Origin of the sequence: Butyricicoccus sp. Marseille-Q5471, from assembly GCF_951230135.1 — a bacterium.
Classification (GTDB): Bacteria; Bacillota; Clostridia; order Oscillospirales; family Butyricicoccaceae; genus Agathobaculum.
In genome coordinates this window covers 395,595-411,909 of record NZ_CATNVC010000002.1, presented here as the reverse complement: position 1 = coordinate 411,909, position 16,315 = coordinate 395,595, and the positions used below count along the sequence as shown (strand labels likewise).

Here is a 16,315-nt window from a genome sequence, read left to right as displayed (position 1 = left end):
GGCTTAATGTCCGTGCTAAAAACTGCTGAAATCTCAGGTGCAAGCAAGCGACGTTTGAAATATTTACAGAAAGCCGCCCTCGTTGTGGTGGACGAAGTGGGATTCATGCCCTTGACTCCGGCAGAGGCGAATCTGTTCTTTGGCTTTGTATCTTCCATGTCCGAGAAAACCTCGCTGATTATTACCTCCAACAAGGGTTTTGATGAGTGGGCTGATTTCCTTGGTGACGCCACCATTACGACGGCCATCCTCGACCGCCTCATCCACCACTGCGAGATTATTAACATGACTGGTAACAGCTACCGTTTAGCTCACCACCAGTCCATTACCGGCTAAAAAACTGGCGCTGAAAAAGTGTGCATTTGCTGGCGAAAAAGTGTGCACTTTACTTGACTGCTTACACGCCCTGATTTTTTTGGCGCATAAACACCGGACGGCTTTTCTAGTACTCTTTTAAGATTGCAAAGGCAAAGAAAAAAGCTGATTTCTTATCGAAATCAGCTTTTTTATGGTTGCGGGGACAGGATTTGAACCTGCGACCTTCGGGTTATGAGCCCGACGAGCTACCGAACTGCTCCACCCCGCGATATTTTGCCCTCACCTGAGGTGCTTATTTAATATATCATGTCAGGGCGCAACTGTCAAGGGAAAATCTAAAAAACTTTGATTTTTATTTTTGGATGAAACAACTGCCACCCGCTGGGTGGCTGCCGGAGGTGGACAACGTTGACGCCTGTACCTTTCTTGTCAGTCGAATTGCACCGGCTGCCGCCGCACCGCCGAGCGGTACAGGCCGCACAGAATCCGGCAGACAGCAAGTGACTGCTGCGCGGTAACAAGAGAATCTCTTCCGGTGCGAATCGCTTCCACAAAATCAGCAAGCTGCCGGCGGTTGGCTTCGTTTTCGTCATCGGCCGCGGGATAGGTGTCAAGGTAGAACGCATCGTCCCGCACACCGTTTACGTGCAGCATGCCGTCCCGCAGCTCCGCGCCTGCACGTGTGCCGCAAAGGGTCACGTCATTCTCATGGTCGGTGGGCACATTCAGAGCAAAGCTGCACGCAAGCTCAAGCGTTGCACCGCCGCGCAGATGGATGGTCGCAAAGGCTGCGTCTTCTACGCCAAATGACTTGGCGTCCCACGCACCCCAGCGGTTTGCGTTAGTCGGCTGGTCGGCAAGCGCACGGTAGGTTGCGCACATGGCAGACAGCGGTTCAAAGTCATCCAACAGCCAAAGTGCCAGATCGAGTGCGTGAGTGCCCAAATCCATCAGGCAGCCGCCGCCCTGCACCACGGGGTCAAGAAAATGCCCCCACGTGGGTACACCGCGCCGCCGCAGCATGCGGGAGCGCACGTAGTACAGTTCGCCGAATTCGCCTTGCGCGATGCGCCGCCGCAGGGCTTGCGCGGCAGGGGAGAAGCGCGCCTGATGGCCGATGGTGAGCGTTAGGCTGTTTCGCTCTGCAGCTATTATCATGGCCTGCGCATCGACTTCGTCGATTGCCATCGGCTTTTCGCAGATGACGTGCTTGCCCGCGTTCAGGCAGGCGGTTGCAATCGCGGCATGGGTATTGTTTGGCGCACACACACAGACCGCATCAATGCGCGAATCTGCACACAGTTCATCGAGCGATCGGTAAACGGCAGCACCGGACGCGCCGTAGCGTGTCCGGTACTGGTCCGCCTGTCCGCCGAGAAAGCCGAGTAGGCAAACCTCCGGCATCAGGGACAGGTTGTCTAGGTATTTGCTCGCGGCAATTGCACCGCAGCCGACTACGGCAATTCCGAGCGCGCTCATCAACCCTTCACCGATCCGGCAATCAGGCTGTTGACAATCTGCTCCTGGAAGATTGCAAACACGAGAATTGACGGAATCACCGCAATGGTAATGGCGGCAAACATAGCCGTATAGTTGAAGCTGAAGGATGAGGTGAAATAGCCGAGCGCGAGGGGCAGTGTGCGCACCGAGGTTGAGCTGGTGAGCACGAGGGCAAAGGTGAACTCATTCCAGCCGTTGAGGAAGGCGAGCACGCCCGCTGAAGCCAGACCACCCTTTGCGCAGGGCAGCATAATCTGGAAGAAGGTGCGGCAGAAGCCGGCGCCGTCTACATAGGCGGCTTCCTCAAGGGAGGGCGGAATCGCCTGAAAGGTCGATCGCATAATCATTAGCGACAGCGGCATGCTGAGCGCCGCATAAACGAGGATGAGCGCTGTTTTGGTATCCGTCAGGCCAATCTTGTTGATGACCAGATATACCGGATGCAGCAGCGAGGTGGTCGGTATAACCATAGATGCCGAAAGCAGCAGAAACAGGGCGTTTTTCAAGCGGAAACGGCAGCGTGCAAACACATAGCCGGCCATCGCAAGAGCAAGCACGTTGATGAAGGTACTGATGACGGTGATCACGACACTGTTGCTGAAAAACTGCAGGATGGGAGAAATCTGCAGTGCGTCCCGATAGCCGTTAAAGTTGAACTGAGTGGGCAGCGCAAGGCCGTTGGACAGGATTTCCTTATTCGTTTTGAATGAGGACATGATGACCCAAACAATCGGGAACAGCGCCACCAGTACGCAGAGCAGCATAAATAGGTATTTGAGCGTGATGAGCACGCCTTCTTTTGCGGTCAGTTGCTTTTTCATGCCTGCCCCTCCTTAATAATCCGATTCGTTCATTTTGAACGCTTTGTTGATGATGACCATTGTAATCATACCGACGATGATAATAAACACGCCGATGGTATTGGCATAGCCGTAGTTGTTTTCCTTCATCGCAGTCTGATAGAGCATCAGCGGCAGGTTGGTGGTTGCAGTCTGCGGGCCGCCGCCGGTTGTAATGTAGATAAGGGAGAACAGCTGCAGCATATAAGTCGCTGCCATAATAACGGTTGTGCCAATCATCTTTTTGACCATCGGGAACATGATGAATAGGTCAATCTGAAAGCTGGACGCGCCGTCAACACGCGCCGCTTCAATCAGTGATTCGTCTACGCTCAGTGCTTCGGCCAGCACGAGGGTGGTGGTATAGCCCGCAAAGAGCAGCCAGGTCATCGTGACGGAAGGGAATGCGGTCGCGCGTTCAAACAGCCAGTTGTGCTGAAAACTCTCAAGTCCGACCGCGCCCAGCAGGGAGTTAATCACACCGTACTGGGGGTTGAAGAGGTTGAGAAAAATCATAGCGATTGCGGACTGGGAGATAATGTTCGGAATCATGTAGCTGACGCGGACAAATTTCCATCCGCGCGGCTTCTTGTAGAGAATAAATGCCAGCAAAGTACCAATGAAAACATGCACGGTGCAGTGGATCGCGATCCAGACGACGGTGTTGCGAAATGCTTCGGCAAACACGGGGTCGCTCGTCAGCAGTTGGATGTAGTTGTCCAGACCGATGAAGGTAAAGCGGTTTGGCATCAGACGGTAGTCGAAAAACGAGGTGATAAATACCAGCACGAGCGGAACCGCGTAAATCAGCAGGAACAGGATACATGCCGGCGCGAGGAAAACAGGAATCCAGAGTTTGTTCTTTTTCACAGTGCGCCTCCTTGAAAAAATGAGTGCGGGCCGCCGCATATCGCGGCGGCCCGCAGCCTAGATGGGGGAGAAAATAAGGGGTTACTGATTTTTAGCGGCCGCATCGGTCAGCGCCTGCGCAAACTGCTCGGGCGTGATATCGCCGGTGGCAAGTGCGGGCATCTGCTGGCTGATGACGTCGGTCACGTTCGGGAACATATTGCTGGTAAAGTCATTGCTGCGGGTCTCCACCTCGTTGGCCATGACCAGGAAGTCCGCGAGCAGCGGGAACTTCTGCTTGGCCTGATCGGTTACCTCTACCTGCGGAGAAGCGGGGAGCATGCCCTGTGTTTCAAGCGCAAGCTGTTGTGCATGCGTCGAGGTGAAGAACTTGACCATTTCAACAGAGGCCTCGACCAGCTTGGGATCGTCCTGCTTGGTCACAAAGAAGCCTTCCAACGGTGCATAGTAGACAAACGGGCCGGGGTAAACCGCGCAGCCGATTTTATCGGCAAAGCCTTCGTCGGTCTTGGTTGTGTCGGAGAAGTCGCCGATCATCCAGGGACCGTTGCAGATCATCGCGGTGTTTTCGGAGAAGAAGTTGTTCGCTGCGTTTTCATAAACGCCGCCAACAGCGTCCTTGGTGGTGTACTTGGCAAAGGCCTGCTGAATTTTAGCCGCCGCATCGGTAACGGCCTTCAGGTTGTAATCGGTCGGCTGAGAGGTTTCCATAAACTTGAGGCCTTCTTCGCCGCTGGTGGCAATCATAGCGCCCATCAGAAGCTGTGTGCACCATGCGCCGTCGCCGGTGTCCATGGAAAGCGGAGTGATGCCTGCCGCAAGCAGTTTGTCGCAATCGGCAAAGAATTCATCCCAGGTTTCGGCAGGCTTGTCGATGCCGGCCTTGGCGTACAGCTCCTTGTTATAGAAGTAACCAACCAGCTGCAGCTCGCTGGAGGAGGCGTAAATCTTTCCGTCACGCGAGTTTACTGCGAGTGCCTGCTCGTTGTAATTGGCCTTCCAGTCCGCATCCTGATTGACATAATCGGTCAGATCGACGACTAGATCCTTGGCCAATGCCAGATCAAGCACCTTGTAGCCGCCGCCGTAAACGACCGGGGGCAGCTCACCGCCCGAAATCATGACCTTCATCTTTTCCAGGTAATTTGCATCACCGGGAATTTCTTCGATGACGATTTTGTACTTGCCCTTGTATTGCTCGTTGAATTCCTGCACCAGCTGTGCCACAACCGGAGCGGCGGTATTTACGCCGATTTGGAAGGTGGGATAGTTGATGACGACCTCGCCGCCCGCGGCGGTGTCTCCGCCGGATGCTTGGTTGCCGTCCGCAGCGGGTTTCCTGCCGCAGCCGGTCAGGCAGCCTGCGCCCAGTGTCATTGCCATAAGTAATGCCAGTAATCGCTTTTTCATCTTTCTTCCTCCTTTGTTTACGCGCCCTTGATTCGGTATCTTTATCATAGCAATTGGGCAGGGGAGGAACAAGGAAAGCTTTTGCCTAAATACAGGAACATTTTGCTCGAATCACAAGATAGGTTCAAAAACGAAATTGAAACAGAGTGAAACAAAAGTTGTGAAAACAGGAGATTTTGATGCGAGAAACCCACGCAACGGGGGTTTTGTGTTATAATGAGTATGACACAATGCAGAGGGGGAACAGAAGCGGTGGAACGGAAGAATGAAACAAAAGAACGCTCTTTGTTCTGGAGGGCAATTGCGCTCGTGCTGCTGCTGATTCTCGTGCCGGCAATGTTGTCGGTCGGCTATATCGTGACGGAGCTTTCGACCGAACTGCGCCGCAGTGCACAGGAAAGTGCGGATTTTTACAGTGCACAGCTGATTGAAAAGAACTCGAGCGCGATGGAGATGCTGCGCAGCAGCGTGGAATCCCTGCTCGGCAGTCGGGAGGTGCGTGCCATCATGGCGCAGGATGGCGCGCCGCTGACCGGCACGCAGCACGCCAAGCTGCAAAACACGCTTGACAGTGCAACGCTGTACAATGTCGCATGGACAGATCAATACATAGATTCGCTCTACCTGTTTTACGGTGAGGATACGCTTATCACCAGCGCACGGGACAGCCTGCTGCCCAGCGAACTGCTTGAAATTCGCAGCCTGTATGAGCGCTATGCGGACTTTAGCTCCTTCGGCGATTTGGTCAAGCCTGCCGGGGAAAAAGACTCTGCCTATTATATTGTAGATTATACCGATGTCAGCACGATGATTGTGTGCGGCAAAATCATCATCAAGGTCAATACCGGACGCATGATTCCGGCGGAGCCGATTCAGGCGATCTACCCCGGCGCCGAGGTGTTGTTCACTACGGACGACGGGGTGCTGCTCTCCGCCAAAAGCCAGACGGAAGACCCGAAGCTCGAGCAGCGCCTGCGCGAACTGGACGCGGGCGAGCAGGAGACAGGCTATGTGACATGGCGCGGACGCAGCTGTTATCACATCCGTCAGCCGCTGAGGCGCTATCGGCTGCAGCTCGATATCTTCATTCCGGAGAGCGAGATTGTCCGCGCAGGGCGCACCACGGTCGCTTGGTATCTGGTATTTCTGTCCGCGGTCGTGCTGGGCACGCTTTTTGCAGCGCTTGCCCTCGGACGGAGGATGATGCGGCCGGTGCAGCACAGCATCTCTACCATAGAGCACATGGCGGACGGCGACCTGACCGTGCGCATGCAGCGCACCGAATATACCGAGGTTAATACGCTTGTTTCGTCCTTCAACCGCATGGCTGAAAATTTGGAGCAGCTGTACGAGGATGCGTACACCAAGGGCATGCTGCTGCGCGAGAGTGAATATAAGGTGCTCGAAGCGCAGATTAACCCGCATTTTATCTTCAATGTGCTGGAAACGGTCAATATGCAATGTCTTGTGGCGGGGCAGAAGCAGACCAGCACAATGGTGACCGACCTTGCTGCGCTGCTGCGCGCGAGCATTGCGCGGGACGGCAAGCAGAAGGTCACCCTGCGGGAGGAACTGGAGTACGCGCGCTACTATCTGGACATTCAAAAGGCGCGTTTTTCGGATGAGCTTTGCTATGAAATCTCTTATACCGACGAGTCTGTACTGGACTGTTACTTACCCAAGCTGACCATTCAGCCGCTGGTGGAAAACAGCGTGGTGCATGGACTGGAAAAAAAGCGCGGAGGCGGCAAGGTCACAGTACAGATTTGGGAAGAGGATGACAGTGTTTACATTCGTATTGCGGACGATGGCGCGGGCTTCCTGCTCGGCGAACTGACCGATCAGGACAGCAGTCGCCACAATCACATTGCGCTGACCAATATTCAGCGGCGTCTGGCGCTGCTATACGGTGCGGAAAGCACATTCCGTATCAACAGCAGTCCGGGCGTGGGCACGGTCGTGCTGATTATCATTCCGGCGGAACAAAAGGGGGACTGACCAATGCGTGATATTTTACTGGTTGACAATGAGAACGCGATTTTAAACGGACTTGCGACATGCATGGACTGGCAGGCGCACGGCTGCCGCATTGCCGCTACGGCACGCAATGGATTGGAGGCAGTGCATCTCATCGAGCAAACAGAACCCGATATTGTCATCTCAGACATCCGTATGCCGGACATGGACGGCCTTGCGCTGGCAAAATGGGTGATGGAGCACGCGCCGCAGGTCAAGGTGATTCTGCTGACCGGATTTCCGGATTTTGACTATGCACAGCAGGCAATCAGCTACCGCGTGGTCGATTTTGTTCTCAAACCCTCAACAGAGGAAAAACTGGTGCAGGCAATCGAGAAAGCATGCGGCCAGATTGACCGCGAGAGCGATCAGCGCCGCACAAGCCGGCTGTTGGCCGACAGAGAGCAGCAGAGCTTGGAGCTGAAGCGCAACCTGCTGCTGTATGACTTGATATACCGAGCGAATTTGTCCAATATGTTCGCCTACCACCGTGTGGCCGAACTGGGGCTGAACCTGCTGGATTATCATGTGCTGCGGCTCGGCGTCGCGTCCAAAGCGCCGGACTGCGACTATGCTGCCTTCCTGCAGCATGCGCAGCACATTTTGCAAGAGTGCCTGAGCGGGCAGACCCCGTATTTCGTGCCCAAGGCCGATCGGTTCTGCTATGTGGTGCTCTGCAAGGCCGATGAAGCGGAGGTGCGCAGCGCCTGTCTGCGAGCGGTTTCCATCGCGGGCGAGCAGTCCGAATTTTTACTTACTATCGGCATGAGCCGCCGGCAGAACGATCCCCTTGCCATGCATCAGGCCGCGCGGCAGGCCGACCACGCGCAGCATTTTGCCGAGTATTCCCTGCAAATGCCGGTGGTGCGGTACGATGATTTGCCGGCACTTTCCCCCGCTGTGTGGAAAACGGTGACGGACGAGCTGAAGTTGTTTGAAAGTGCGCTTGAGCGCCACAACCGCTCGTGCGTGGAGGAAACGTTGGCGCGCCTGTTTGCATTTGTTCGCCTGCAAAAGCTGCCGCTTTCGAGTGTGCAGCGCATTTGCAGCATCATCCACAACTTCTGCGTCGGACTGCTGTTTAGCTACGACCGTTCCGACTGCTTGTCTGACGCGCAAACGCTCGCGCTTGAGCCGCTGTTTGAGCGTGGCTCGCTTGATGAAATCGAACAGCAGCTGACCGATTTTGTCTGCGGCGTGTTTGACGGCATCAGTGCGGCGCCGGGCAATATCGACAGCATCATTTTTTCCATCAAGTGCTATGTCGATCAAAACTATGCACAGCCGCTCTCTCTTGAGTCGCTCGCGTCGCAGGTACATCTGAGCACCAGCTATCTCAGCAAGCTGTTTAAACGTGAAATCGGTGAGAACCTAAGTGTTTATATTTTGAATGTGCGCATTGAACATGCAAAGCTGCTGCTGCGTTCAACTGATATGAAGACCTATGAAATCGCCGAGGCGGTCGGCATTGGCGATCCGGTCTATTTTTCCAAGCTGTTCAAAAAGGCGGTCGGGTGTAAGCCGAAGGAATATCGCGCCGATGGCGAACGTGCAACTGGACAAGAAATTGCTGCAAACATGCCCGTATCGTGCTAACCAAATGCGCATTGGCGCTACTATAATAAGATAGACAAAAAGCAAAGAGGAGGATTTTTGATGAATATTAAAATTGCAACCGCTCCCTGCTCGTGGGGCGTTTGGTATGCGGACGGCACACCGTCCGGCACGCCGGCCGATCTGTTTTTGGAACAGGCAGAACAGGCAGGCTATGTTGCGCTCGAGCTCGGTCCGGACGGCTATCTGCCGACCGATGCGGAAACGCTGCGCAGCGCGCTGAGCACGCACCATTTGGAAGCCTGCGCGGGCACTGCCTGCTATCAGTTCGATCAGTATGAGAGCTTTGAGGGATTCCGTGACCGTTTGGACAGTCTGTGCCGCCGTATGCAGTCGGTCGGTGCAAAGTGGTTGGTCACGATGGACGAGAGCGATGTCGGCACGCACAGTGAAAAGAAGGAGGATATGGACGAAGCGGTCTGGACCCGTTTTCTGACCATGGTGCGTGATATGGCTGAGTACGCCAAGCGGGAGTACGACATTCAGGTTGTGTTCCACCCGCATGTGCGTACAATGATTGAGACAGAGGCGGAGATTGAACGCCTGATGGACTTCACCGGCCTACCGCTCTGCTTTGACATCGGGCATCACGCCTATGCAAACGGCGGCTCGGAGCCGGGCGACACCTCTGCGCTTGACTTCATCCGCAAATGGGCGGACAAAATTCAGTATCTGCACTTCAAGAACGTGGACGGCGCGGTGCGCAAAAAGGTGATGGACGAAGGACTCGGCTCGGACGACGCTTTTGATCTAGACGTGATGTGCGACTTGAAGGACGGCATCGTTGATTACGAAGCCTTGCGCGACCTGTTGGAGGAAATCGGCTTTGAAGGCATCGGCGTCATCGAACAGGACATGCCGCGTGCCACCAACGCACAGGCTTTCGCCGCTGCAAAGCGCAACCTGGAATATCTGCGCAGTATTCACATGATTGGCTGATAAATTTACGGCATATGAAAGCGCCCCGACACCGGTCGAGGCGCTTTTTGATATGGATTTTGGGCTTCAGTCTTTTTTCTCCCGTCTGCGGAAGTAGAAGAAGACCAGCGACGCGGCGGCGAACGAGAAGACGCTGACAAGTACCATCATATTTGCCACGCCGACCGCGCTTGCAATCGCGCCGTCCAGCGTGTTGCCCACCATCGCGCCCAGACTGACGCCGACCGCGCCGCACAGCAGGTGCGCGGTGGACAGGTAGTCGGTCTGCACGGTTTCAAGCACAAAATCCACGAGCGCAGGCGTCAGCAGTGCGAAGGACAGGCCGTGCAGCAGCGTCATGACCAGTACGGTGGGGTAGTTCGGCGCAAGACCCATGCCGACGCACTTCAAGCCGAAAAACACCATTGCCGCCGCGAGAAATTGCCAGGCAGGGCGGCCGGTGCGCCGTTTGATGCGGCCGTAAACCAGCATGACGGGCACTTCGCTCATCGCCTGCACGAACAGGCCGAGGCCGACCAACGACTGGGTTCCGCCAAGCGAAGTGATGAGCGGGGAAAAGAAGCTGTCGGTCGCGCAGGAGCACAACGTACACAGAAAATACGCCGCCAGAACGACAAGATAGGGGCGATTGGTCAGCAGCGTGCGTGCACCTGCGCCAAGCGACACCTGCGCCGCGCCGCAGACGTGTGGATTCGGGATGCCCATGACGGTCAGCACCAAAAGCAGCAGCATTCCGATGAGCAGAGGAATGCCCGCGCGGCTGCCGAAGCGTTCTATCAGCACACCGAATACGGCGGCCGTCACCGCATAGGAAAACGAGCCACCCGCGCGCGTCAGACCGTAATTGAGCGGGTACACCTCGCTCATCAGGCGCAGCGCCCAGGAGTCAACAAAGTTCATCATGCACAGGATGGTCAAATCCAGCCCCATCACCGCAACGGCGACAGGCAGCATACTGCCGCCTGACCGAATTAGCAGCAGGTAGCAAAGGCAGCCGGCCGCCGCACCGCACAGCACGACCTGACGCGCGTAGGGAAAGCGGTCGCCCACAAACCCCCAGATAGGTTTGGCAACGAAGGCGGCGCAAGCGGCAAGCGTCATGGTCATACCGATGCGGAGGGAATCATAGCCGAAGCCTTGTAAAATGGGCACGATGAACGCCACACCTACGCAGCTCATCGCAGTGATCAGCGCTTGCAGGGCGAGAAAACGGCGGTTGATGCCTTGAAACTGCGTCACGTGATGGCCTCCTTTATAAAAAGCCGCCCTCCGGTTGGGAGGGCAGCTTATCAATCGATTGGTGTATTTGCCTTGCGAAGCGTTGTCTTTCGCCTTATTCCTCGATTTTGTCGCAGATTTGCTTAAACAGGGTAAAATCGTCCATCGCGTCCGCGAAGTCGGTCTTGGGCTGCACGCCGCTGACAATGCAGTCGTGGTAATACTTGACTTCGTTTTCAAAGGAATCGCGGTAGTCGGGACCGTAAAGGGTGGTTTTGGTGTCTGTCTTGGTCGACTCAACCACCTCGAAGGTGTGCGGCTGATAACGCAGGTACGGTGTTTCGTGCTTGATGTGCATGCGGCGGTCGTGCTGATAAATCTCAATAGAAGCGTCAAACTGCACGACATCCTGATCGTTCACAATTTCATAGAGGGCAAGGAAGTCGTCATAACGCAGCACAGCGATGACATGCTCGCCGTCCACCGCGACCGATTCCACCTTCTTGGGCATGCCGACCAGCTCGCGTACAGCCGCAAGTGTGTGGCAGCCGAGACCGGTCAGCATCTGATAGGTGGTGCGCTGCTGCTCGGTGCAGTCCTCGCCCAGTGCACGGCCGATCTGCTCGCGGCGGCGCTTGCCGCTCTCTTCAATCAGGTCGCGGCTGACGTCGCTCGGCAGGAAGGGCAGCTTGGTCTGGCCGATATAGAAGTCACCCTCAAGGATGATATCGCGGAAACGCATGTATTCAATCTTGCGGTCGTCCGCCTCAAGCAGCTCCTTGCACTTGAGGAAGCCCTGTGCGTAACGGCGCATGTAGCCGACCATGCAAATCTGCTCCGGATGTACCTTTTCCAGCGCAATCAGCTCTTCCAGCTCCTGCGGGCACAGCGTGACCGGCTTTTCGACGAACACGTGCTTGCCGGCTTCGAGCGCCGCCTTCGCGTACTCGAAATGATACTGGTCAGGCGAGAGGACGAACACGGCCTCCACCTCGGGGTCGCGCACCAAATCAAAGGGGGAAGGATAGGGGGTGGCGTTGTACTTGTCCGCAATATAGGCAAGCTGAGACGGCGATACGTCGGATACCGCGGCGATGCGATAATGCTCCTTCAGATCGCTCAGAATGGGCAGGTGCATGAGCTGCGCAACCGTGCCGACACCGATCAGACCAACCTTAACCATGTTAAATTCTCCTTTCACTGTGCCCGGCCTGCCGGGCAGCCGCTTGAAGGCGCGGAAACCTGTTGTTCATGCTTTTATTCAACCATAGGCCGGGGCGCAGGTCAATGCAGATTTTCGCGCACTTTATGGGAAGATTTTGACTGCCTTAGAAAGTAGGCAAAATAGTACAAAGTTATTCAACGCTCTCCCATTGCGGTGATTTGATGCGGTATGCTATAGTGAAAGCATAAAATGACATAGAAATGAGGAAATAGACGATGCAAACCATTATCTGCAAGGATTATGAGGAAATGAGCCTCCGAACCGCCGCAATGGTGGCGGATATTATTCGCCGCACGCTGGATGCGCTGATTTCCTTTCCGGGCGGCGACACACCGCTGGGTATGGTGCGGGAATTCGTTCGCATGGTAAATGAGGGCGAACTGGATATCTCCCGCGCAAAATTTGTAATGCTCGACGAGTGGGTCGGCCTGAATGTGGCGGACGAGGGCAGCTGCGCCTATTTCCTCAAGACCAATCTGTTCGGTGCGCTGCAGCATCCGTTTGCCGATGTATTCCAGTTTGACGGCAAGACTGGTGATGTGGGTGCAATGCTGCGTGCACATGATGCATTCATCACCCGTAACGGCGGCCTGACCGTCAGTGTGCTCGGCATCGGCATGAATGGCCATCTCGGCTTTAATGAGGACGGGGTTGACTTCTCGATGCGCTCCCACATGACGCTGCTGTCGGACACCACCAAGCGCGTGATGGGCAAGTATTTCGGCGGACGTGATTTGCCGCTGACCCACGGCGTGACGCAGGGTGTGGCGCAGATTATGGAAGCGAAGCATGTGTTCGTCATTGCAAACGGCGAAAAGAAGGCAGATATTGTTGCGCGTGCAATCAATGGGCCGGTGGATAACGCTGTGCCGGCATCGGTTATTCAGAATCATCCGAACGGCTGCTTTGTGCTCGATGAGGGCGCGGCTGCCAAGCTCTGAGGGAGGAAGGATTATGCATCAGCTGGCCGCGCTGCTGCGCGATGCACCCGCTCATCTTGCAGACAAGCGTGTGACCGCAGGGTTTGACGGATTCGTTGACCGCATTCTGCGTCCGGTATACAAAATCACGGGAGAATCGCGCGAATATTTTGAAACGATAGCGGATTTCGGCGCCTTTTTACAGCGCAAGACGGGGAAAAGCTGCTCGGTCGAGCTGGATGTGCAGACGCATAAGGTCGGCGGAAATTGCCCGATTTTCTCTTCGGCGCTGGGCGCGTGTGGTGTTGCAGTCGACTGTATCGGCATGTTCGGCGGGGCATCGTTTGACGCAATGCCGCCGTCCTGCCGTCGGCACAGCTACGCCGAGGCGGGCACGGCCGACTGTTTGGAATTTGGGGACGGAAAGGTGCTGCTGGCCGCACGATGCGCAATGGAGGGCGATCCGTTTTCCGAAGTTTCTGCCGCCGTACCGGCGCTCGCTGAGTTGTACGCGTCTGCCGACCTGGCCGCGCTGCTCAACTGGAGTGAGCTCGAGTACGCGACCGCACTTTGGACCGGCGTGTATGAGCGGATTTTTGCAAACACAGCGCCCGACCATGATAAAACCCTGTTCTTTGACCTGTGCGACATCGCCCGCAAGAGCGCGGAGGAAATCGAACGCGTGCTCTGCCTAATTGGGCGCTTCGGCGGTGTGCGGCACACCGTGCTCAGTCTGAACGAGAATGAATGCCAGCTGCTTGGTGGCCATATCGGAGTGTCCGGCGGACTGGAGACGGTGGCGCGTGCGCTTGCCGCGCGGTATGGCGTGCATGAAGTCGTTGTGCATACGCTGCATCGCAGCTGTGTGCTTGCGTCAGACGAATGGCACGAGCGGCCGACCATCTTCTGTGAGAAGCCGGTACTCTCTACCGGCGCGGGAGATAACTTTAACGCAGGCTACTGCCTTGGCATCCTGCTGGAGCAGCCGGCGCAGGAGAGGCTGGCAGTTGCCAATCTCACCGCCAGCCGGTACATTACGCTCGGGCACAATGTGAGTCTCGCCGCGCTTGCGGACTACGCAGACTCTTTATAACGAAAAAGACCGGAAGGCAATCCAGCATAGGATTGCCTTCCGGCTTTTGTGTTACTCTTCTGCGTTCGGGATTTCAAACCAGAATATGATACCGCCCTCGGTGTTTTCTGCGCCGCAAGCGCCGTGCAGCGTTTCCGCAATGGCGCGCACGAGTGACAGGCCAATGCCGGTGCCGCCGTTTTCGCGCGAACGTGCGCGGTCGGTGCGGTAGAACTTCTCCCAGACCTTGGGCAGTTCCTCCTCGGGCAGGCCGTCGCCTTCGTTGAACACGCAGAGACGGATGCCGGTTGCGGTGTTTACGGCAGAAAGCTCGATGTGTCCGCCGTCCGCCGTGTAGCGGATTGCGTTAGAAAGATAATTCATCAGCACCTGCTCGAGCATATCACCGTCCGTGTGCACGGTAGCGTCGGTATGCGCATACCCCACAGTGAGACCGCGGCTGTTGCACAGAACTGCGGTTTTACGCACCGCGTCAGCGCACAGCGAATGCAAATCGACATCGTCAACATAGGTCTGCTCCGCGCCAAGCTCCAGTTTGGACAGGTTCAGCAGCTGCATGACCAGCTTGTTCATGTGGTCGGCTTCGTCGGTGATGGTGTCGCAGTAGAATTTGCGATCCTCGGGATCGTCGGCCACACCGAGCTGAAGCCCCTCGGCATATCCCTGAATGACGGCAATCGGCGTTTTCAGCTCGTGCGATACATTGACGATGAACTCGCGCCGCATGTCGTCAATGCGCTGCTTCTCCTCAATCTCCTGCGCAAGCTGCTCGTTCGACTGCTGCAGCTCGCCGATGGACTGCTCCAGATAGGCGGAAAGGCGGTTGAGTGATTGCCCCAGCTGGCCGATTTCATCGGTTTCGTTGCCCTCATACTTTTCGGTAAAATCGAGCCGCGACATATTGTTCGCAATCGCGCCCATGGTGATGAGCGGGCGCGTGAACTGCCGCGAGATGAAATATCCGCAAATGATGCAGATGACCAACGCGCAGCCGCCTGCGATGAGCAGAAACAGCAGAGTAAAGGTTGAGTTTTGCTCAATGAAGGCATAGGGCATGTAGGCAACCAACAAATCCGCATCCTTTTCGCCAATCACGCCGGTCAGACAGAGATACTGTTCGTTGTCGGTCAGCGCGATGGTGGAAAACTGGTATCGGCTCTCATCGAGCTGCGAGAAATCGACCGTGCGAATGGCGGAGAACAGCACGTCGAATATGCGGTATGGCTGCTCTTTTCCTGAAAAACGGTCAAGATACGGCGCTTGTGGAGTTGGATATGCTGCATCCGAACCGGAGGCGTTGCTGTGTGGGGAAATTGGTGCGGAATCCAAAGAGCCGGACGGCGTGTAGATGATGCCGCTTTTTGTAACAATCGCCAGACGCACCGCGTTGCGATTTTCAAGTGCGTCGAGCGTTTCGGTGATGTCGGTGATGTCCCCGGTGTAAACGCGCTGGATGCTTTCATAGGTCTTGCGCAGCTCGGCACGGCGGGTCATCAGATAGTAATCATCGTAGAGGAACAGGTTGAGCAGCAGCAGAACGCCGATAAACACGACCGCGACCGCGCTGATCGCGGCGAAGAATTTGAAGCGGATCGAATGGCGTTTCATTGGCATTATCCCTCAAAGCGGTAGCCGTAGCCGCGGACGGTCTCAATCATCGAGCCGGCCTCTCCCAGCTTGGCACGCAGCTTTTTCACATGGGTGTCTACCGTGCGCAGGTCGCCGAAGTAGTCATAACCCCATACAGCGTTAAGAATGCTCTCACGTGACAGAGCGATTGCACGGTTGTTTTTAAAATAGATAAGCAGCTCGTATTCCTTGGGGGTCAGGTCGGTTGATTTACCGCTGACAAGCACCTCGCGGCGCAGCTCGTTGATGGAAAGCATGCCCATCTGCGCAATCGGTGCGCTGACACGGCCTTCTCGCTTGAGCAGCGTGCGTACGCGAGCGGCAAGCACAACAGGGGAGAAGGGCTTGGTCACATAATCATCTGCGCCGTCCTCCAGACCGCGAACCTGATCGGTTTCCTCCGCGCGGGCGGTCAGCATCATAACAGGCAGATGTGCGCCGTCGCCCTCCTGTGCGCGCAGTTCACGCAGCACTTCAAAGCCGTCCAGCTTGGGCATCATCACGTCGAGAATGGCAAGATCGAGCCCTTCGCGACGGTTTTCGAGCGCTTGCAGCGCCTGTGCGCCATCGGCGGCTTCGATAATGTTGTGACCGTCTCTTTTCAGAAAGTCGCTGACAAGTCGTCGGATGCGCGCCTCATCATCGGCAATTAAAATCGTAGACATTGTAATCCCACCTTTATTTGGATATCTCAAGTATACGACATAAATTTGTCCTTTGTGTG

14 protein-coding genes and 1 tRNA gene are annotated in these 16,315 nt (G+C 55.8%); 6 read left to right on the top strand and 9 right to left on the bottom strand.

The features are described 5' to 3' along the window. Positions 1-336 (top strand): ATP-binding protein (locus QOX26_RS04515; protein ID WP_283673700.1); only part of this gene is annotated, 336 nt, incomplete at its 5' end. Positions 337-509: 173 nt separating this feature from the next. On the opposite strand, the gene QOX26_RS04510 is transcribed toward QOX26_RS04515, so the two are convergent. From QOX26_RS04510 to QOX26_RS04490, 5 genes are all read right to left on the bottom strand, one after another. Next, positions 510-586, bottom strand: a tRNA-Met gene (locus QOX26_RS04510). A 161-nt stretch (positions 587-747) separates the two neighbouring features. Then, positions 748-1,797, bottom strand: a complete 1,050-nt coding sequence (locus tag QOX26_RS04505; protein WP_283673699.1) for a Gfo/Idh/MocA family protein — start codon at positions 1,795-1,797, stop codon at positions 748-750. After that, on the bottom strand, positions 1,797-2,639 hold the full coding sequence (locus QOX26_RS04500; RefSeq protein ID WP_283673698.1) for a carbohydrate ABC transporter permease: 843 nt from the start codon (positions 2,637-2,639) through the stop codon (positions 1,797-1,799). The genes QOX26_RS04505 and QOX26_RS04500 overlap by 1 nt, the downstream gene beginning before the upstream one ends. 12 nt (positions 2,640-2,651) lie before the next feature. Further along, on the bottom strand, positions 2,652-3,527 hold the full coding sequence (locus QOX26_RS04495) for a carbohydrate ABC transporter permease (RefSeq protein WP_283673697.1): 876 nt from the start codon (positions 3,525-3,527) through the stop codon (positions 2,652-2,654). A gap of 81 nt (positions 3,528-3,608) precedes the next feature. Continuing rightward, the gene (locus QOX26_RS04490; protein WP_283673696.1) at positions 3,609-4,937 is read right to left on the bottom strand and encodes an ABC transporter substrate-binding protein; all 1,329 of its coding nucleotides are present in this window, start codon (positions 4,935-4,937) and stop codon (positions 3,609-3,611) included. A gap of 252 nt (positions 4,938-5,189) precedes the next feature. On the opposite strand from QOX26_RS04490, the gene QOX26_RS04485 reads away from it, so the two are divergent. Genes QOX26_RS04485 through QOX26_RS04475 form a run of 3 tightly spaced genes read left to right on the top strand, consistent with a single transcriptional unit; the run spans position 5,190 to position 9,506 of the window. Continuing rightward, positions 5,190-6,935 carry a sensor histidine kinase gene (locus QOX26_RS04485; protein ID WP_283673695.1) on the top strand — a complete coding sequence of 582 codons (1,746 nt, stop codon included), beginning with the start codon at positions 5,190-5,192 and terminating at the stop codon, positions 6,933-6,935. Between the two features lie 3 nt (positions 6,936-6,938). Continuing rightward, the gene (locus QOX26_RS04480) at positions 6,939-8,549 is read left to right on the top strand and encodes a response regulator transcription factor (RefSeq protein WP_283673694.1); all 1,611 of its coding nucleotides are present in this window, start codon (positions 6,939-6,941) and stop codon (positions 8,547-8,549) included. A 60-nt stretch (positions 8,550-8,609) separates the two neighbouring features. Continuing rightward, positions 8,610-9,506 carry a sugar phosphate isomerase/epimerase family protein gene (locus tag QOX26_RS04475; RefSeq protein WP_283673692.1) on the top strand — a complete coding sequence of 299 codons (897 nt, stop codon included), beginning with the start codon at positions 8,610-8,612 and terminating at the stop codon, positions 9,504-9,506. Positions 9,507-9,572: 66 nt separating this feature from the next. Here QOX26_RS04475 and QOX26_RS04470 read toward each other — a convergent pair whose 3' ends face one another. Beyond that, positions 9,573-10,745 (bottom strand): MFS transporter, encoded by a 1,173-nt coding sequence (locus QOX26_RS04470; RefSeq protein WP_283673691.1) that lies wholly within the window; start codon positions 10,743-10,745, stop codon positions 9,573-9,575. Positions 10,746-10,839: 94 nt separating this feature from the next. Beyond that, positions 10,840-11,907 carry a Gfo/Idh/MocA family protein gene (locus QOX26_RS04465; protein ID WP_283673690.1) on the bottom strand — a complete coding sequence of 356 codons (1,068 nt, stop codon included), beginning with the start codon at positions 11,905-11,907 and terminating at the stop codon, positions 10,840-10,842. 257 nt (positions 11,908-12,164) lie between these two features. Between QOX26_RS04465 and QOX26_RS04460 the strand changes: the two genes are divergently transcribed. Together QOX26_RS04460 and QOX26_RS04455 are read left to right on the top strand one after the other, a co-directional pair. Beyond that, positions 12,165-12,890: a glucosamine-6-phosphate deaminase gene (locus QOX26_RS04460; RefSeq protein ID WP_283673689.1), complete on the top strand. Its 726-nt coding sequence runs from the start codon at positions 12,165-12,167 to the stop codon at positions 12,888-12,890. A gap of 13 nt (positions 12,891-12,903) precedes the next feature. After that, positions 12,904-13,962: a carbohydrate kinase family protein gene (locus tag QOX26_RS04455; RefSeq protein WP_283673688.1), complete on the top strand. Its 1,059-nt coding sequence runs from the start codon at positions 12,904-12,906 to the stop codon at positions 13,960-13,962. A gap of 51 nt (positions 13,963-14,013) precedes the next feature. On the opposite strand, the gene QOX26_RS04450 is transcribed toward QOX26_RS04455, so the two are convergent. Together QOX26_RS04450 and QOX26_RS04445 are read right to left on the bottom strand one after the other, a co-directional pair. Next, positions 14,014-15,570, bottom strand: coding sequence for a sensor histidine kinase (locus tag QOX26_RS04450; protein WP_283673687.1), 1,557 nt, complete (start codon positions 15,568-15,570; stop codon positions 14,014-14,016). A gap of 5 nt (positions 15,571-15,575) precedes the next feature. Beyond that, complete coding sequence (locus tag QOX26_RS04445; RefSeq protein WP_283673686.1) at positions 15,576-16,256, bottom strand: response regulator transcription factor; 681 nt, start codon at positions 16,254-16,256, stop codon at positions 15,576-15,578. Positions 16,257-16,315: the final 59 nt, after the last annotated feature.